Below are 18,337 nucleotides of genomic sequence, written 5' to 3'. Positions count from 1 at the left end.
CTTAGAGCGGAACTTAAAAAGATCGGAGCAATCCGGTCTTTTTCTTATCACAAGATTGTGATAGTTTACATCTTCATAACAAAAGCTACAAAGTCTTGATTGTTTTGAAAAAAGATTATAAAATATGATTCATAAAAATGAAAGAGATTTTGAAAATGTCTGAAAAACAAATGAAAATTTTGGGTTGGGTAGCGACCTTCATGTCTGTTATGATGTATGTCTCTTACTTCCCACAAATCATGAACAACTTGGCTGGTCAAAAAGGCAACTTCATCCAACCCTTAGTCGCAGCCATCAACTGTAGTCTATGGGTTTATTACGGTCTTTTCAAGAAAGAAAGAGATATTCCCCTTGCGGCTGCTAATGCGCCAGGTATCGTTTTTGGCCTAGTAACGGCTATCACAGCTTTGATTTAAAAAGAAGACTGGTTTCAGTCTTTTTTTCGTATATATAAGAGTAAGTTTAGTGCTATTATTATCCAGAGGGTTCCAAACTTTTTGCCTCCTTTTTAGTATAATAGAAGTAATAAATCAATCGAGGTAAAGTGATGACAGAAATACTACAATTTCCAGAAGGATTTCTCTGGGGTGGTGCAACGGCGGCTAATCAATGTGAGGGTGCTTATAATCAGGACGGTCGTGGTCTTGCTAATGTGGATGTGGTGCCGATTGGTCCAGACCGTGAAGCCATAATCACAGGTCAGAAAAAGATGTTTTCGTTTGAGGAGGGCTATTTTTACCCAGCAAAGGAAGCCGTCGATATGTACCATCATTACAAGGAAGATATTGCGCTTTTTGCAGAAATGGGCTTTAAAACCTATCGACTTTCCATTGCTTGGACTCGGATTTTTCCTCAAGGTGACGAAGCAGAGCCAAATGAAGCTGGTCTAGCTTTTTATGAGGATTTATTTAAGGAATGTCACAAGTATGGAATTGAACCACTGGTGACCATCACGCATTTCGACTGCCCCATACACTTAATTAGGGAGTACGGTGGTTGGCGCAATCGTCGTATGTTGGACTTTTACGCAAATCTCTGTCGCACCCTCTTTACCCGTTACAAGGGCTTGGTCAAGTACTGGCTCACCTTCAACGAAATCAATATGATTCTGCATGCCCCCTTTTTAGGAGCTGGGATTTGTTTTGAAGAAGGAGAAAATCAAGAACAGATCAAATACCAAGCAGCCCACCATGAGCTGGTGGCCTCGGCTATGGCGACTAAAATTGCTCACGAAATTGATCCAGAAAACAAGGTGGGATGTATGTTGGCAGCAGGACAATACTATCCCAACACTGCCCATCCGAGAGACTACTGGGCAGCCATGGAAGAAGACCGTAAGAGTTACTTTTTCATTGATGTTCAAGCGCGTGGGGAATACCCAAACTATGCCAAGAAGCAGTGGGAGCGTGAGGGAATTAAGATTGAAATGTCGACAGAAGATTTGGACTTGTTAAAGAATCACACTGTTGACTTTGTTTCCTTCTCTTACTATGCGAGCCGAGTGGCTTCAGGCGATCCAGAAATGACGGATCTGACAGCTGGAAATGTCTTTGCCTCTATCAAAAATCCTTATCTGAAATCCTCTGAATGGGGTTGGCAGATTGACCCACTGGGGCTTCGTATCACCCTCAATGCCATCTGGGATCGTTATCAAAAGCCTATGTTTATCGTGGAAAACGGTCTCGGTGCTATGGATACACCGGATGAAAATGGTTATGTAGCAGATGGCTATCGGATTGCTTACTTAGAGGCCCATATCAAGGCTATGCGAGATGCTATTTATCAAGATGGGGTCGACTTGCTTGGTTATACGACTTGGGGTTGTATCGATCTGGTTTCAGCTGGAACAGGCGAAATGAACAAGCGATATGGCTTTATCTATGTGGATCGTGATAATGCAGGTCAAGGAAGTCTCAAACGGAGCAAGAAGAAATCCTTCTACTGGTACAAGGATGTCATTGCCAGCAATGGTGCAAGTATTAAGTAGAGAACATTTGTTCACTATTTTTATAAAATCTTCTCCCTACTTTATAAGATGTGAAAAAGAGTTCAATTAGATCAAGCTTTTTGCTATAATGAAGTGAGAAAAACAAACAGGAGAATAAGATGTCAGAACCATTATTTTTACAATCAGTTATGCAAGAAAAAATCTGGGGTGGAACCAAGCTACGTGATGAGTTTGGCTACGATATCCCAAGTGAAAAAATCGGAGAATACTGGGCTATTTCAGCCCACCCAAATGGAGTTTCAAAGGTCGCTAATGGGCGCTTTGAGGGAACAGACCTAGCTACATTGTATGCGGAACACCGTGAATTATTTGGTAACCGTCCAGAGCCTGTATTTCCACTCTTGACCAAGATACTCGATGCCAACGATTGGCTCAGTGTCCAAGTTCACCCAGACGATGCCTATGGACTAGAGCACGAAGGCGAGCTAGGAAAAACAGAGTGCTGGTACATCATCGCAGCAGACGAAGGTTCAGAGATTATCTATGGCCATAATGCCAAGTCAAAAGAAGAACTCCGCCAGCAAATCGAAGACAAGAACTGGGATGCCTTACTGACAAAAGTGCCTGTTAAGGCTGGAGATTTCTTCTATGTACCAAGTGGAACTATGCACGCTATCGGGGCGGGTATCTTGATTCTTGAAACCCAGCAGTCTAGCGATACCACCTACCGTGTTTATGACTTTGACCGCAAGGATAACAAGGGCAACTTACGTGAACTTCACCTTGAAAAATCTATCGATGTTTTAAACATTGGAGAGCCTGCCAATAGCCGTCCTGTAACTATCAAAGCTGATGATTTGCGTTCAACTCTTCTTGTATCTAATGACTTCTTCGCAGTTTACAAGTGGGAAATCACTGGAAAAGTTGACTTTGAAAAGACAGTTGACTACAGCTTGTTGAGTGTCTTGGCTGGTCAGGGTCACCTGACTGTTGACGGGAAAAACTATCCAATCCAAAAAGGCAGCCACTTTATCCTACCAAGTGATGTTGAAGCTTGGACCTTGGAAGGGCAAGGTTTGGAATTGATTGTTAGCCATCCATAAAAAGAAAGGGCCTGAGTTTACTACTCAAGTCCTTTTTGATTACATAAATTGGGCGATAAAGACCACGATGATGATGATGGGAATGATAAAACGAAGAAGGAAGAGCCAGACTTGGAAAAGTCCCTGTTTCCATGCTCTTTCATCGAGATGGAGTTCCTCCTTAGCAAGAGCCTTTTTAAAGATATAGCCTGTAAAAAGTGACAGGCAGAGAGCTCCAAATGGCATGAGGAGATTGGAAACCAAGAAGTCCATAGCATCAAAGAAGGTCTTCCCAAAGATGTGAACATCCGCCATAACACCGTAAGAAAGGGCCGAAGGAATACCAAAGACAAAGGTCAAGATTCCTAAAATAGCACTCCATTTAGCACGCTTGCGGTTGTCCTGGTTGGTGATATTGCCCACATTGATTTCCAGCATCACGACAGAGGAAGTAACCGTCGCAAATAGGAAGAGCAAGAGGAAAAGGATGTAGAAAATAGTTCCAAAAGGCATCTTGTCAAAGAGTTGAGGCAAGACGATAAAGAGCAGGCTTGGTCCCTCTTCAGACTGGATATTGAAGGCTGACATGGCTGGGAAAATGGCAAGTCCCGCCATGATGGATACCGAGATGTTCATGGATACGACAGAAATCCCTGACTGGACCAGGTTGGTTTTCTTGTCCAAGTAGGAAGCATAGGTCAGCATGGCTGTAACCCCTAGTGAGAGGGCAAAGAAAGATTGTCCCAGAGCGTAGAGGAGGCCAGCGCTAGTTAGTTTTGTAAAGTCTGGTTTGAGGAAGTAGAGAACCCCTTCCATGGCATTTGGCAAGCTGAGAGAGCGCCCAATGATCACGACAAAGATGATAAAGAGCAGGGGCATCATGACTTTCGAAGCTCTTTCAATCCCTTTTTGAACCCCACGTGATACAATAAAGATATTCAATAAGATAAAGGCTGCTTGAGCTCCTAGGGCAATGGCCGGATTTGAAATGATTGAAGTAAATAACTGAGCATAATCACCCGTTCCACCAAGTTGGAACAATTTCCCAAACTCAATACCCAGATAGACTAAAATCCATCCTCCGATAACACTGTAGAAAGATAAGAGGATAAAAAGGGCAAAGGCACCAATCCAACCGATAAAGTTGTACTTGTTATTGTTGCCAAGTTTTCCAAAGGTTTTGATAGCAGAAACGCCAGCACTACGGCCAAGGGCAAACTCAGCAAGCAAGAGCGGAAAACCGATTAAAATGGTGGAAATGAGAAAGACCAGTAAAAAGCCTCCCCCGCCATTTGCAGCAGTCATGTAGGGAAACTTCCAAACGGCACCAAGCCCGATGGCTGAGCCAGCAGATGCTAGGACAAAGCCAAGTTTCGAGCCCCATTGCGATTTTTCTGACATAGTTGAAACTCCAATCTCGTTTTTTAAAATAAGAAAAGGCTACTTGAGTTGTCAAATAGCCTTCTCTCAATGGCTCTTTATGAGCCTTCTGTTTGATTGATAGACTTGACTATCCTATCATGTTTTCTAAGGTCTGTCAAGAAAACCATTTTCAAGTTTTCACACCTTTCTCAAAAAGTTAAAAATTTTTCGCAAAAACGCTTGACTCTGACCTAAGGGGAGGGGTTATACTATTTCTTGTAAGGAGGAAATCATGTACCATATAAAAGAAGCTGCGCAGCTTTCAGGTGTCTCTGTCAAGACTCTGCACCACTACGATAAGATAGGACTCTTGGTTCCCTTAAAGTCGGAAAACGGCTATCGAACCTATAGTCAAGAGGATTTGGAACGCCTTCAAGTCATTCTTTACTACAAATATCTAGGCTTTTCTTTAGAAAAAATAGCAGAGCTGTTAAAGGGAGAAAGGACAGATTTATTGCCTCATTTAACCAGGCAGTTGGACTATTTGACCCAAGAAAGGCAACATCTGGATACCTTGATTTCCACCTTGCAAAAAACCATTCAAGAACAAAAAGGAGAAAGAAAAATGACGATTGAGGAAAAATTCACTGGATTTAGCTATCAAGACAATCAAAAATACCACCAAGAGGCGGTAGAGAAGTATGGACAGGAAGTCATGGGCCAAGCGCTTGAACGCCAAAAAGGTCGCGAAGAAGAGGCCACAGCCGCCTTCAACCAAGTTTTTCAAGCCTTGGCACAAAACCTTAAAAATGGACTAGCTGCAACAGCGGTCGAAAACCAAGAAGAAGCAGCCAAACTCTTGCAAGCTATTCGTACTTATGGATTTGACTGTTCTATTGAGGTATTTGGTCATATCGGTAAAGGTTACGTCTACAACCCAGAGTTCAAGGAAAATATTGACAAATTTGGACCTGGAACAGCCCAGTACACATCAGATGTTATTGCTGCTTACGTTCAGACAAATGCAGAATAAATAGGCTAGGAATTTCCTAGCCTATTTTTTTACTTCAAGTCATAAAACCAGTCGTCACCGTCTTTGTAGTAAAAGAATTCACTGAGATCCTCTTCTAAAAAAACACGAAGCATATCAGACATATCATCAGTAGCAAGTTTTAGATGAGACAGATTGTCAAAATCTTCCCACCAAACCTTCCCTTCGTCTGAAGACTGGAGTTCACCTGAAAAGTGTTCTGTTTTGTAAAAGAGGACTACATAACGATAATCCTTGTCATCGTACCAGTTTTTGATACCACAGAGTTGGGGTTTGGAAATGGTCAGACCAGTTTCTTCTTTCACTTCACGAATGACAGCATCGACAAAGGATTCGCCACGCTCAACATGACCACCAGGAAAAGTAATGCCAGGCCAGTCAGGATTAACTCGATCTTGGACCAGGACCTTATCCCCGTTTTGAATCATACACATATTGACAAATTCGACTGTTTCTCTTTTGTTCATTTTGTTCTCCTATTTTGTTAGTAATTTTTCTACTACGTTTAACTTTCTCATGGTCAGATCCACGCCAAACAATTTTTCAAGATAGTTAGTATTGAGCTTTTTTGTCTTGCAGTTCTAGGAAGATAGAGGTAGAGACAGTAATCGCCTACACAGATTTCTTCCTCGCCGTAGTCAGCTTTCAATTTTTCTAGTGGCAGACTTTGGATAAGTCCTTGATAAAGAATTACATGCACACGATCATGAAGATAGTCTTCTTTAAATGGATTCTCATGAACAATCTTTTCAAAATCGTTCTTATTCTTGATAACCATTTTTAAGTCGGCCCCAATTTTTTTCTTTATCAAAGTATGAACGCGTTCTCGTATTTCTTCTGAATCTGAGTCACTCTCAAGAATGATATTCCCACTTTGAATATAGGTTCGAACGTGTTAAAACCCAGCTTCTGTTAAAATATCTATCAAATAAGACATTTTCGGGATAGCATTTTTTCCATTAGGAGTAACGCCTCTCAGTAAAATAATATGTTCCAAAGGACTTCCTTCCTTATTTGGTATTTATTGTATTGGAGCCTACCACCCAGCCGGTGCAGAGGGCAGAAGTGATGTTGAAGCCACCCGTGTGGGCATTGATATCCAGTACCTCGCCTGCAAAGTGGAGGCCAGGAACGAGCTTACTTTCCAGAGTTTTAGTATTGATTTCCTTGAGACTGACACCGCCTTTGGTGACAAAGGATTTGGCAAGAGACATTTTGCCAGTCATAGGGATTTTGAGAGCCTTGATGGACTGGAGAAGTTGTTCGCGTTCCTTTTCAGTCAGTTGTTTGACTTTTTCAGGATAGCCTTGCACAAGAAATTCTGCCAAGCGTTCTGGCAATAAGGTTCTTAAAGCATTTTTCAAGGATTTTTCACGGTTTTCTTCTAAAAATGCCACCAAGTCGCTCTCAGAAAGTTGAGGCAAAACATCCAGTGAAAGAACTTCTCTACCCTTGACAAAACTAGACATACGCAGAGCAGCAGGACCGGATAGACCAAAGTGAGTAAAGAGCAGATCGTGGGTGATGACATGCTTGCCGTAGCTTAGGGTCACATCGTCCAGTGAAATTCCCTGCAAGGCCTTATGGGGAAAATCTGTCAATAAAGGACTTTCAGCGGCTTCAAGTTCAGTAATAGTATGCTTAAAATGGCGGGCAATCTCGTGACCGAAACCAGTCGAGCCAGTAGAAGGATAGGATTTTCCACCAGTTGTGACAATGAGTTTATCACAAGTGAAGCTTTGGTCTGCGGACTTGAGGACGAACTGGTCGTCTATCTTTTTAACCGAAACAACCTCCGTTTGAGTAGCAACTTGACCACCGAGTTCGGTGATTTTCTTTTCTAGCGCCTCGATAATGGTCCGAGACTTGTCACTAGTAGGAAAGACGCGTCCGTGGTCCTCGACCTTAAGTTTGACTCCATTTTCCGTAAAAAAGTTGATAATATCATGGTTATCGAACTGGGAAAATACACTGTATAGAAAGCGCCCGTTACCAGGAATTCCAGCCATTAGGTCATCTAAGGTTCCATTGTTGGTCACATTACAACGACCACCGCCCGTTCCAGCTAATTTTTTGCCAAGTTTTCGATTTTTTTCGATGAGAAGAGTTTTCTGACCATAAAAGCTACTGGAAATTGTAGCCATCATGCCAGCAGGTCCCCCACCGATGACAATAGTATCAAAATGTTTCATAGCTCTATTGTACCACAAAAAACAAGAGATGCTTAGCATCTCTTGTTGCTCATAATCTTAGTTAATTTCATATCCCATCAACAAACCACCATCTTCTGCATAAAAACTGCAGAGACCAGATGTGGGAACGATTTTGATAGTGGCTTGTGGGAAGGTTTCCAGCAAGCGTTCTGACAATTGCTGACAGAATTTTTCATTGCTGCGATGAGCCATGACGATACGGCCACCAGCGTAGCCAGCCTTGATGAGTTCTTCATAGGCTGCTTGAAGGGATTTTTTTGGTCCACGCGCTTTTTGGAGTAGTTCTAGGGTTCCAGTTTCACTTGCTTCCCCAACCATACGGATGTTGAGAAGGCCAACAACTGTACCGATCAGCTTACTCAAACGACCATTTTTTACCAAGTTATCAACCTTAGCGAGTACAAAAAGCAACTTCGTTTTTTCTTGGTAGGCTGTAATAGCTTCAACAATTTCTTCAAAAGAAAGTCCTTGATCAATCAAGTCATTGATTTTTTCTACAATTAGGTCAACTTCCCCACCAGCAGATAAACTATCAATCACATGAATCTGAGTGTCAGGGTGTTCTTCAAGGTAGATATTCTTAGCGAGTTGTGCACTATTATGGCTACCTGAAAGAGTACCGGTGATAGTAACGACAAAGATATGCTTAGCACCTTCAAATGCACGCAAGTAATCATCAGGGCTAGGACAAGCTGATTTTGAAGCCTCAGAAGTCGCATACATGGTTTTCATCATATGGTCAATGTCGAGACTGGCATCATCGATAAAGACCTGATCAGCTACTTGAATGGTTAAAGGAACACTAACAAATTCAGTATCAATAGCAGGAGTTGCCAGTTGACGATAATCACAACCAGAGTCAGCCACAATCTTCCAAGTCATAGAAATTCTCCATCTTTGTCACTTATACATTGACAAAGGTTCTGTCTTTTTTTACAATTGTATCATGAATGCCCTTGAAACAAAAGCACCATCCGTCTGTTGTTACAAGTAGAAAGAAATTGTTATGTCTGAACGTAGAATATCTGAAAAATCTCTTGAAAATCTCAGAAAATCAAATCAAGAATCCAATTTTTTAACCAGAGAAGCAATCGAGACGGCTCTTTTGCAACTTCTAGAGAAAAAGGACTTGGCAAAGATCAGTATTTCAGAATTAGTCAAGCGGGCGGGCGTCTCTCGTGCCGCCTTCTATCGTAACTATGACTCCAAAGAAGAGATTTTGGAAAGCGTCTTTAAACGCAGTGTCCATAACATTATGGAACAGTTGAGCCACTACGATGTCAAAACGGATCTTTATCTAGTCTGGGTTCACCTTTTCCGTGCAGCCAAGAAAGAAGCCAAGGTCATCCAACTTGCTCTGGACTACCACTTGGAAAAGATTTTTGTCCAAGCTATGCAGGAATTTCTGGAAAAATATCACGGAAAATCAAAAGGTGTCAGCAGCTACCTTCATTCCTTTTGGAGTTCTGCCATCGTATCGGTTTTGCTCAAATGGATCAAGGATGGCATGAAGGTTCCAGCTGAAAAGATTGCCGATTTACGCTTGCCATTTTTCAAAAAATAGAGGAAAAGGAGAAGACTTATGACAGAAAAAAGACTGGCTTGGGATGAGTATTTTGCAGCCCAGGCTTTACTGATTGCTAATCGTTCGACCTGTAAACGTGCCAAGGTGGGAGCTGTCCTAGTCAAGGATAATAAAGTCATTTCAACGGGCTATAATGGTTCCGTATCGGGAACGGAGCACTGTATTGACCACGAATGTTTAGTCATTGAAGGTCACTGTGTCCGAACCCTTCACGCCGAGGTTAATGCCATCTTGCAAGGAGCCGAACGAGGGGTTCCCAGAGGTTTTACAGCCTATGTGACCCATTTCCCTTGTCTGAACTGCACCAAACAACTGCTACAGGTTGGTTGCAAGCGCGTGGTTTATATCAACCAGTACCGAATGGATGACTATGCCCAGTACCTTTATCACGAAAAAGGCACTGAGTTGACCCATTTACCATTAGAGACTGTTCAGACAGCTCTTCAAGAGGCAGATTTGATTTAAAAATTAATAAAAATAAATGGTTTAGAAAGCTTTTTAAACCGTTTTTTGATATAATAAGAAGAATAAATTGAAAGAAGGAACTCAGAAAATGGGAAAAATTGAAGTCATTAATCATCCACTCATTCAACACAAATTGTCAATCTTGCGTCGTACAGACACTTCTACAAAAGCTTTTCGTGAGCTAGTAGATGAGATTGCAATGTTGATGGGATATGAAGTACTTCGTGATCTTCCACTTGAAGACGTTGAAATTGAAACACCTATCACAAAGACCGTTCAAAAACAATTGGCTGGTAAAAAATTGGCGATTGTCCCAATTTTGCGTGCAGGTATCGGGATGGTAGATGGTCTCTTGAATCTGGTTCCAGCAGCAAAAGTTGGACACATCGGTATGTACCGTGATGAAGAAACCCTTCAACCAGTTGAATACTTGGTGAAATTGCCTGAGGATATTGACCAACGTCAAATCTTTGTCGTTGATCCAATGTTGGCAACAGGTGGCTCAGCAATCTTGGCTGTAGATTCACTAAAAAAACGTGGTGCATCCAATATCAAGTTTGTCTGCCTGGTATCTGCTCCAGAAGGTGTAAAAGCCCTTCAAGAAGCACACCCAGATGTAGAAATCTTTACTGCGGCTTTGGATGAACGCTTGAACGAACACGGTTATATCGTTCCAGGTCTTGGAGATGCTGGAGATCGCTTGTTCGGTACCAAATAAGATAGAGAAGTTCGTTTTTAACTTGAAAGGGGGTTGAGTTTTTGTTTCTGTTTAGAGAATAGAGCAAAAATTTGACCTTTTTTGACCAAAAAGATATAATAGTTCTGTATTGAGTCGTAAGACTAAGAAAATTCAACATTAAAAGGAGAAATGAATGATTCCTGTAGTTATTGAACAAACAAGCCGTGGAGAACGTTCCTATGATATTTACTCACGTCTACTAAAAGATCGTATCATCATGTTGACTGGACCAGTTGAAGACAACATGGCCAACTCCGTTATTGCCCAATTGCTCTTCTTGGATGCCCAAGACAGTACAAAAGATATTTACCTTTATGTAAATACTCCGGGTGGTTCTGTTTCAGCTGGTTTGGCAATCGTTGATACCATGAACTTTATCAAGGCAGATGTCCAAACCATCGTTATGGGGATGGCAGCCTCAATGGGGACTATCATTGCATCAAGTGGAGCAAAAGGCAAACGTTTCATGCTTCCAAATGCAGAGTACATGATTCACCAACCAATGGGTGGTACAGGTGGTGGTACCCAACAAACCGATATGGCAATCGCTGCAGAGCACTTGCTTAAAACTCGTAAGACTTTGGAGCAAATTCTTGCAGATAACTCTGGTAAAACAGTTGAGCAAATTCATGTAGACGCAGAACGTGATTACTGGATGAGCGCCCAAGAAACACTTGAGTATGGTTTTATTGATGAAATCATGGCCAACAATTCTTTGAGCTAACCAAGCTAAAAAGCAAACTCGACGGGGTTTGCTTTTTTTGATATAATAGGAGAAGATTTCTTAGAAAGAGGATTTATCATGTTTGAAAAGGTCAATCGATCAGGATTAATCATCTATCTTTACTATAATCGGGATGCAAAGAAACTTCAGGAATACGGTGACATCTGTTACCATTCTAAGAAGCATCGTTACTTGCAGCTCTATGTTCCAACTGAGGAGTTAGATGACTTAGTAGAGAGATTAGGTAAGGAAAGATTTATCAAGAAAATTAGACGGTGTCACATTCAAGAGTTAGAAACTCCCTTCGTTGGCAATCTCTATCGAAACGAAGAAAACGTTATCATTTAAAAAAGTGAATAAAAAGGTTGACAATTTTCTGATAATTCGGTATATTCTTAACATACTATTTTGGAACAATATTATAAGGAGATTAAAAATGAAGAAAAAATTTGCCCTATCTTTTGTGGCTCTTGCTAGTGTGGCTCTTCTTGCTGCCTGTGGAGAGGTCAAGTCAGGAGCGTCAAACACAACTGGAAATCCAGTAGACGAAAAAACAATCAAAATCGGTTTTAACTTTGAAGAGACAGGTGCTGTAGCAGCCTACGGAACATCTGAACAAAAAGGGGCCCAACTTGCCGTTGATGAAATCAATGCAGCAGGTGGTATCGATGGAAAACAAATCGAAGTTGTAGACAAAGACAACAAGTCAGAAACTGCCGAAGCAGCTTCTGTTACAACGAACCTTGTAACCCAATCAAAAGTGGCAGCCATTGTGGGACCTGCGACATCTGGTGCAACTGCTGCAGCTGTAGCTAACGCTACCAAAGCAGGAGTGCCATTGATCTCACCAAGTGCTACTCAAGATGGATTGACTAAAGGTCAAGATTACCTATTTATCGGAACATTCCAAGATAGCTTCCAAGGGAAGATTATTTCAAACTATGTAACAAACAAATTGAATGCTAAGAAGGTTGTTCTTTATACTGACAATGCTAGTGACTATGCTAAAGGTATTGCTAAATCTTTCCGTGAAACCTACAAGGGTGAGATTGTAGCAGATGAAACGTTTGTAGCAGGTGATACAGACTTCCAAGCAGCCCTTACTAAAATGAAAGGGAAAGAGTTTGACGCTATCGTTGTCCCAGGCTACTACACAGAAGCAGGTAAAATCGTAAACCAAGCCCGTGGTATGGGAATTGATAAACCAATCGTTGGTGGTGATGGATTTAACGGTGAAGAATTTGTTCAACAAGCAACAGCTGAAAAAGCATCAAACATTTACTTCATCTCAGGATTCTCAACTACAGTTGATGTTTCTGAAAAAGCTAAAGCCTTCCTTGAAGCATACCGTGCTAAATACAATGAAGAGCCTTCAACCTTCTCAGCCTTGGCCTATGACTCAGTTTACCTAGTAGCAAATGCTGCAAAAGGTGCTAAAAACTCAGGTGAAATCAAGGACAACCTTGCTAAAACCAAAGATTTTGATGGTGTAACTGGTCAAACAAGCTTTGATGCTGACCACAATACGGTGAAAACTGCTTACATGATGACTATGAACAATGGTAAAGTAGAAGCAGCAGAAGTTGTAAAACCATAACATTAGAATAGTAGTTGAAATAGGGAATGAGCCTTTGACTCACTCCCTGTTTCGGTGTTTATGAACTTGTGAAAATGATGAAAATTTTCTAAAAAATAACGATAGAAAAGAGTGAATGCTATGCTCCAACAACTTGTGAATGGTTTAATTCTGGGTAGTGTTTATGCACTTTTGGCCTTGGGTTATACTATGGTTTATGGAATTATCAAACTCATCAACTTCGCCCACGGTGATATTTATATGATAGGTGCCTTTATTGGTTACTTTTTGATTAATTCCTTCCAAATGGATTTCTTTTTAGCTTTGATTATTTCAATGGCAGGAACCGCACTACTTGGTGTTGTGATTGAATTTCTTGCCTACCGTCCTTTGCGACACTCTACACGCATTGCTGTATTGATTACTGCCATCGGAGTGTCTTTCCTACTGGAATACGGAATGGTTTATCTAGTAGGCGCCAATACTCGTGCCTTCCCTCAAGCAATTGAAACCGTCCGTTTTGATTTCGGGCCAATTAGCTTGACAAATGTTCAATTGATGATTTTAGCAGTTTCTGTACTCTTGATGGTTTTATTACAATTGATCGTCCAAAAAACAAAAATGGGGAAAGCCATGCGTGCGGTATCAGTTGATAGTGACGCAGCTCAATTGATGGGAATTAATGTAAATCGCACAATCAGCTTTACCTTTGCTTTGGGTTCAGCTCTTGCTGGTGCGGCAGGTGTCCTCATTGCTCTTTACTACAACTCTCTTGAACCTTTGATGGGCGTGACTCCAGGTCTGAAATCATTCGTTGCGGCCGTACTCGGTGGTATCGGGATTATTCCTGGTGCAGCTCTGGGGGGATTTGTGATTGGCTTGTTGGAAACATTTGCTACTGCCTTCGGTATGTCTGATTTCCGTGATGCTATCGTATATGGAATCTTGCTTTTGATTCTGATTGTTCGACCTGCAGGTATCCTTGGTAAGAATGTGAAAGAGAAGGTGTAAACAATGAAGACAAATCTTAAAGTAAATATTCTCTGGTTATTCCTTCTGTTAGCGGGTTATGGATTAATTAGCGTACTGGTTTCTGCTGGTATTCTCAATCTATTCCATGTTCAAATTTTAGAACAAATTGGGATTAATATCATCCTTGCAGTAGGTCTGAACTTAATCGTTGGTTTTTCAGGACAATTCTCACTCGGTCATGCAGGCTTTATGGCGATTGGGGCTTATGCAGCAGCGATTATTGGTTCAAAATCACCAACCTATGGTGCCTTCTTTGGAGCAATGATCTTGGGTGCCTTGATTTCTGGTGCAGTCGCTTTGCTCGTTGGGATCCCAACACTACGCTTGAAGGGTGACTACCTGGCTGTTGCAACACTAGGTGTCTCAGAAATCATTCGTATCTTTATTATTAATGGTGGAAGTTTGACCAACGGTGCTGCTGGTATCTTGGGTATTCCAAACTTTACCAATTGGCAAATGGTTTATCTTTTTGTGGTGGTCACAACTATTGCAACTCTCAACTTCCTACGTAGTCCAATCGGACGCTCTACTCTATCTGTTCGTGAGGATGAGATTGCTGCAGAATCCGTTGGGGTAAACACTACAAAGATCAAGATTATCGCTTTTGTCTTTGGTGCCATTACAGCAAGTATTGCTGGTTCACTTCAGGCTGGTTTTATCGGATCTGTTGTGCCAAAAGATTACACCTTTATTAATTCCATCAACGTGTTGATTATCGTTGTATTTGGTGGACTTGGATCTATTACTGGTACCATCGTTTCAGCGATTGTTTTAGGAATTTTAAATATGCTCCTTCAAGATGTAGCTAGCGTACGTATGATCATCTACGCTTTGGCTCTTGTATTGGTCATGATTTTCAGACCAGGTGGACTTCTTGGGACATGGGAATTGAGTCTATCACGTTTCTTTAAAAAATCTAAGAAGGAGGGACAAAACTAATGGCACTACTTGAAGTTAAACAATTAACCAAACATTTTGGCGGTCTAACAGCTGTTGGAGATGTCACTCTTGAATTGAACGAGGGAGAATTGGTTGGTCTGATTGGACCGAACGGGGCTGGTAAAACAACCCTTTTCAATCTCTTGACTGGTGTTTATGAACCAAGCGAAGGTACTGTGACATTAGATGGTCACCTCCTCAATGGGAAAACTCCCTATAAGATTGCTTCACTTGGACTCAGCCGTACTTTCCAAAATATTCGTTTGTTCAAGGACTTGACAGTTTTGGAAAATGTTTTGATTGCATTTAGTAATCATCATAAACAACATGTCCTTGCGAGCTTTCTACGTCTACCAGCTTTTTATAAGAATGAGGAAGAATTAAAAAGCAAAGCTTTGGACTTGCTGAAGATTTTTGATTTGGATAGTGACGCAGATACTCTTGCTAAGAATCTGGCCTATGGTCAACAACGCCGATTAGAAATCGTTCGTGCTCTGGCAACTGAACCTAAGATTCTCTTTTTGGATGAACCTGCAGCTGGGATGAATCCTCAAGAAACAGCTGAATTGACAGAATTGATCCGTCGTATCAAAGATGAATTTAAAATTACCATCATGCTCATCGAACACGACATGAATTTGGTTATGGAAGTCACTGAGCGTATCTATGTTCTTGAATATGGTCGCTTGATTGCTCAGGGAACTCCTGACGAAATTAAGACGAATAAACGTGTTATCGAAGCTTATCTAGGAGGTGAAGCCTAATGTCTATGTTAAAAGTTGAAAACCTCTCTGTGCATTACGGTATGATCCAAGCAGTTCGTGATGTAAGTTTCGAGGTTAATGAAGGTGAAGTTGTTTCCTTGATTGGTGCCAATGGTGCTGGTAAAACAACCATTCTTCGTACCCTTTCAGGTTTGGTTCGTCCAAGCGCTGGTAAAATTCAGTTTTTAGGAAAAGAAATTCAAAAGTTACCTGCGCAAAAAATCGTGGCAGGTGGGCTTTCACAAGTTCCTGAGGGACGTCATGTTTTCCCAGGATTGACTGTTATGGAAAACTTAGAAATGGGAGCTTTTTTAAAGAAAAATCGTGAAGAAAATCAAGCCAACTTGAAAAAAGTCTTTTCACGTTTCCCTCGTCTGGAAGAACGCAAAAACCAAGATGCGGCAACTCTTTCAGGCGGTGAACAGCAGATGCTGGCTATGGGACGCGCTCTCATGTCTACACCTAAGCTTCTCCTCTTGGATGAGCCGTCAATGGGACTTGCTCCTATCTTTATCCAAGAAATTTTTGATATCATTCAAGATATTCAGAAGCAAGGAACGACAGTTCTCCTAATTGAACAGAACGCTAACAAGGCTCTTGCTATCTCTGACCGTGGTTATGTACTTGAAACAGGCAAGATCGTCCTATCAGGAACAGGAAAAGAACTCGCCTCATCAGAAGAAGTCAGAAAAGCATATCTAGGTGGCTAAAACAATCCAGTGGATTGTTTTAGTCGGCGGATAAGAATTGTGCAAGCAATTCTCCTTTAGTCCGGGGGACCTTTTTAGTTGGCAGATAGAGATTGCGCACGCAATCCCTCTATAGACCGGGGGACATTTCAATCGTTATATGAAGATGGCCAAACAATCATCCTATAACAGGGGCTTACTTTCCTAATCATCAGATGATAAAATGTTCTGGAGCTCCAACTTAGGAGCTTTTTCGTTTATAGTTTGATTTTGGAAATAGATGAAATGGTGCCTTAATTTTAACTAGATGATTTCGTGTTTGAATTGGCAGTCATTTTTGTTCATATTATAATATGGGTAAGTGGAAATTGAACAGGAGGACTAAGAAATGGTGACAGAAAAACAATTTAAACTTTTGCAGTTTATGTTGATACATAAAGAAAAGACCTTTACTCAGCGACAGTTAGCTAAAGAGTTAGACCTATCTTTAGGAACAATCAACACATTATTGAAAAAACTGAAAGAAGAGAAGTGGCTTGATGAGGAGCTTCACTCAACAGAACTAGGTCAGAAAGTTTTAGAACCCTATCGAGTAAAAAATGCCATTATAATGGCTGCTGGCATGAGTAGTCGTTTTGCTCCTTTGTCTTATGAAATTCCTAAAGGATTGCTTCAAGTTAAGGGTGAACGCTTGATAGAGAGGGAAATCAGACAGCTGCAAGAAGCAGGAATAGAAGATATAACTGTTATCGTAGGCTATCTTCAAGAAAAAATGTTCTATCTTGCTGAGAAGTTTGGTGTAAAAATTGTAGTAAATAATGATTACTACAAATACAATAACTGTTCGTCTCTTATGTTGGTTAAAAATCAACTTTCCAACACTTATATTTGTTCATCAGATAATTATTTTGTGGAAAATCCGTTTGAGCAATATATTTATAGAGGTTACTACTCGACGATTTTTGCAGAAGGTCAAACGGACGAATATTGTGCTATAGAGGATTCGAATCACACCATCGTTGATATCCAGATTGGTGGAGAAAATACTTGGGCTATGGTGGGGCACGTTTATTTTGACCGTGCATTTAGCGAGAAATTCAAGGAAATTTTAGAAACCGAGTTTAAACACGAACCTTATCGTGAACAGCTTTGGGAGGATTACTATAGTCGCCATGTTAAAGAACTCCTTTTAGAAGCCCGCCACTATTCAGCGGATATTGTTAAAGAATTTGATTCACTAGATGAACTCCGTCAATTTGATGAACGTTATTTGGTAAATGCAGATTCGGCCATTATTGATAATATCTGTAAGACATTAAAGTGTGTGGCTTCAGATATTGTCAATATCAAACCTCTAAAAGATGGGTTAACCAACACATCATTTTCATTTGACTGTCTAGGAAAAAGATATGTTTACCGTCATCCGGGTAGGGGAACGGAAAATTATATCGACCGAGCTAGTGAAGCAGCTTCTATGGAAATTGCTGCAAAATTAAAGATTGACCGTACCTTCGTAGCCATGAACAAGGATGAGGGCTGGAAAATTTCAGAATTTATTCCCAATGCTAAGCAACTGGATTATGATAATTGGGATGATGTAGCACAAGCAATGGACCTCTTGAGACGGTTACACCAATCTGGAGAAAAAACGGAACATTCCTTTGACCAATTTGAGGGAATTATTGATTTTATAGAAAAATTGAAGGCTAGAAATCGATTTGAATTTGATGGCCTCGAGGAACTGGATGAAACTGTCTCACTTCTCAAAAATTATTTACAGAATGATCCGAAACAGGTTGCCCTTTGTCATGGAGATTCCTATAGTCCTAATTTTTTGTTAAATGAAGCAGGCGAAATGAGCTTGATTGATTGGGAATATTCTGGAATGGGAGAGCCAGCAGGAGATTTGGGAACCTTTATCGCGTGTTCCAATTATACTGTAGCAGATGCTGAAAAAGTACTGGAATTGTATCTACAAGGAGTTCCAGATAAGAAAACCAAACGTCACTACTTGGCTTATGTAGCAGTGACCTCATATTATTGGTTCTTGTGGGCGTTGTTCCAGGAGAGTGTCGGAAAACCAGTCGGTGAGTTTCTCTACATCTGGTATCGCTATACCAAACAATATGGACAACTGGCACTTGACTTGTATTTGGAGGAAAACTAAG

The 18,337-nt window shown here is 41.0% G+C and carries 19 protein-coding genes and 1 pseudogene; 15 read left to right on the top strand and 5 right to left on the bottom strand.

Annotated elements, in window-relative coordinates:
* Nucleotides 1–155: 155 nt before the first annotated feature.
* The 3 genes from MK405_RS04340 to manA all read left to right on the top strand — a co-directional run bounded on the left by MK405_RS04340 (nucleotide 156) and on the right by manA (nucleotide 3,051).
* Nucleotides 156–416 carry a SemiSWEET family transporter gene (locus tag MK405_RS04340; protein ID WP_001291473.1) on the top strand — a complete coding sequence of 87 codons (261 nt, stop codon included), beginning with the start codon at nucleotides 156–158 and terminating at the stop codon, nucleotides 414–416.
* A 131-nt stretch (nucleotides 417–547) separates the two neighbouring features.
* Nucleotides 548–1,987, top strand: coding sequence for a 6-phospho-beta-glucosidase (locus MK405_RS04335; RefSeq protein ID WP_268704416.1), 1,440 nt, complete (start codon nucleotides 548–550; stop codon nucleotides 1,985–1,987).
* A gap of 119 nt (nucleotides 1,988–2,106) precedes the next feature.
* Nucleotides 2,107–3,051: a mannose-6-phosphate isomerase, class I gene (gene manA, locus MK405_RS04330; RefSeq protein WP_268704415.1), complete on the top strand. Its 945-nt coding sequence runs from the start codon at nucleotides 2,107–2,109 to the stop codon at nucleotides 3,049–3,051.
* Nucleotides 3,052–3,090: 39 nt separating this feature from the next.
* Here the strand turns inward: manA and MK405_RS04325 are convergent, their stop codons facing one another.
* Entirely contained in the window at nucleotides 3,091–4,431 is a 1,341-nt protein-coding gene (locus tag MK405_RS04325; protein ID WP_268704414.1) for a sodium-dependent transporter, read from the bottom strand.
* Nucleotides 4,432–4,684: 253 nt separating this feature from the next.
* Here MK405_RS04325 and MK405_RS04320 point away from each other — a divergent pair, with 253 nt between their 5' ends.
* A complete protein-coding gene (locus MK405_RS04320) occupies nucleotides 4,685–5,425 on the top strand; it encodes a MerR family transcriptional regulator (protein WP_268704413.1) in 741 nt (246 codons plus the stop codon).
* A gap of 29 nt (nucleotides 5,426–5,454) precedes the next feature.
* Here the strand turns inward: MK405_RS04320 and MK405_RS04315 are convergent, their stop codons facing one another.
* The 4 genes and pseudogenes from MK405_RS04315 to MK405_RS04300 all read right to left on the bottom strand — a co-directional run bounded on the left by MK405_RS04315 (nucleotide 5,455) and on the right by MK405_RS04300 (nucleotide 8,538).
* Entirely contained in the window at nucleotides 5,455–5,910 is a 456-nt protein-coding gene (locus MK405_RS04315) for an 8-oxo-dGTP diphosphatase (RefSeq protein ID WP_268704412.1), read from the bottom strand.
* Nucleotides 5,911–5,919: 9 nt separating this feature from the next.
* A pseudogene (locus MK405_RS04310) lies at nucleotides 5,920–6,440 on the bottom strand (DUF1697 domain-containing protein).
* A gap of 13 nt (nucleotides 6,441–6,453) precedes the next feature.
* A complete protein-coding gene (aao, locus tag MK405_RS04305) occupies nucleotides 6,454–7,635 on the bottom strand; it encodes an aminoacetone oxidase (RefSeq protein WP_326845811.1) in 1,182 nt (393 codons plus the stop codon).
* A 57-nt stretch (nucleotides 7,636–7,692) separates the two neighbouring features.
* Entirely contained in the window at nucleotides 7,693–8,538 is an 846-nt protein-coding gene (locus MK405_RS04300) for a DegV family protein (protein ID WP_268704410.1), read from the bottom strand.
* 124 nt (nucleotides 8,539–8,662) lie between these two features.
* Between MK405_RS04300 and MK405_RS04295 the strand changes: the two genes are divergently transcribed.
* The 11 genes from MK405_RS04295 to MK405_RS04245 all read left to right on the top strand — a co-directional run bounded on the left by MK405_RS04295 (nucleotide 8,663) and on the right by MK405_RS04245 (nucleotide 18,336).
* The gene (locus MK405_RS04295; protein ID WP_033584950.1) at nucleotides 8,663–9,220 is read left to right on the top strand and encodes a TetR/AcrR family transcriptional regulator; all 558 of its coding nucleotides are present in this window, start codon (nucleotides 8,663–8,665) and stop codon (nucleotides 9,218–9,220) included.
* Nucleotides 9,221–9,238: 18 nt separating this feature from the next.
* The gene (locus MK405_RS04290) at nucleotides 9,239–9,706 is read left to right on the top strand and encodes a deoxycytidylate deaminase (RefSeq protein WP_000136990.1); all 468 of its coding nucleotides are present in this window, start codon (nucleotides 9,239–9,241) and stop codon (nucleotides 9,704–9,706) included.
* Nucleotides 9,707–9,794: 88 nt separating this feature from the next.
* Nucleotides 9,795–10,424, top strand: coding sequence for a uracil phosphoribosyltransferase (gene upp / locus MK405_RS04285; RefSeq protein WP_000515972.1), 630 nt, complete (start codon nucleotides 9,795–9,797; stop codon nucleotides 10,422–10,424).
* Nucleotides 10,425–10,578: 154 nt separating this feature from the next.
* On the top strand, nucleotides 10,579–11,169 hold the full coding sequence (locus MK405_RS04280) for an ATP-dependent Clp protease proteolytic subunit (protein WP_000613462.1): 591 nt from the start codon (nucleotides 10,579–10,581) through the stop codon (nucleotides 11,167–11,169).
* A 78-nt stretch (nucleotides 11,170–11,247) separates the two neighbouring features.
* Nucleotides 11,248–11,517: a YlbG family protein gene (locus MK405_RS04275; RefSeq protein ID WP_000462130.1), complete on the top strand. Its 270-nt coding sequence runs from the start codon at nucleotides 11,248–11,250 to the stop codon at nucleotides 11,515–11,517.
* An 88-nt stretch (nucleotides 11,518–11,605) separates the two neighbouring features.
* Nucleotides 11,606–12,766 carry an ABC transporter substrate-binding protein gene (locus tag MK405_RS04270; protein WP_061597843.1) on the top strand — a complete coding sequence of 387 codons (1,161 nt, stop codon included), beginning with the start codon at nucleotides 11,606–11,608 and terminating at the stop codon, nucleotides 12,764–12,766.
* A gap of 120 nt (nucleotides 12,767–12,886) precedes the next feature.
* A complete protein-coding gene (locus MK405_RS04265) occupies nucleotides 12,887–13,756 on the top strand; it encodes a branched-chain amino acid ABC transporter permease (RefSeq protein ID WP_000941407.1) in 870 nt (289 codons plus the stop codon).
* Between the two features lie 3 nt (nucleotides 13,757–13,759).
* Nucleotides 13,760–14,716, top strand: coding sequence for a branched-chain amino acid ABC transporter permease (locus tag MK405_RS04260; protein ID WP_000856254.1), 957 nt, complete (start codon nucleotides 13,760–13,762; stop codon nucleotides 14,714–14,716).
* On the top strand, nucleotides 14,716–15,480 hold the full coding sequence (locus MK405_RS04255) for an ABC transporter ATP-binding protein (protein ID WP_001186017.1): 765 nt from the start codon (nucleotides 14,716–14,718) through the stop codon (nucleotides 15,478–15,480). The genes MK405_RS04260 and MK405_RS04255 overlap by 1 nt, the downstream gene beginning before the upstream one ends.
* Nucleotides 15,480–16,190, top strand: coding sequence for an ABC transporter ATP-binding protein (locus MK405_RS04250; RefSeq protein WP_000062209.1), 711 nt, complete (start codon nucleotides 15,480–15,482; stop codon nucleotides 16,188–16,190). The genes MK405_RS04255 and MK405_RS04250 overlap by 1 nt, the downstream gene beginning before the upstream one ends.
* 367 nt (nucleotides 16,191–16,557) lie before the next feature.
* Entirely contained in the window at nucleotides 16,558–18,336 is a 1,779-nt protein-coding gene (locus tag MK405_RS04245) for a phosphotransferase (RefSeq protein ID WP_268704409.1), read from the top strand.
* Nucleotide 18,337: the final 1 nt, after the last annotated feature.

This window comes from Streptococcus oralis, assembly GCF_026782345.1.
Lineage (GTDB): Bacteria > Bacillota > Bacilli > Lactobacillales > Streptococcaceae > Streptococcus > Streptococcus oralis_CK.
The sequence above is the reverse complement of the archived record's forward strand: the minus strand, read 5'-3'. Positions and strand labels throughout refer to the sequence as shown.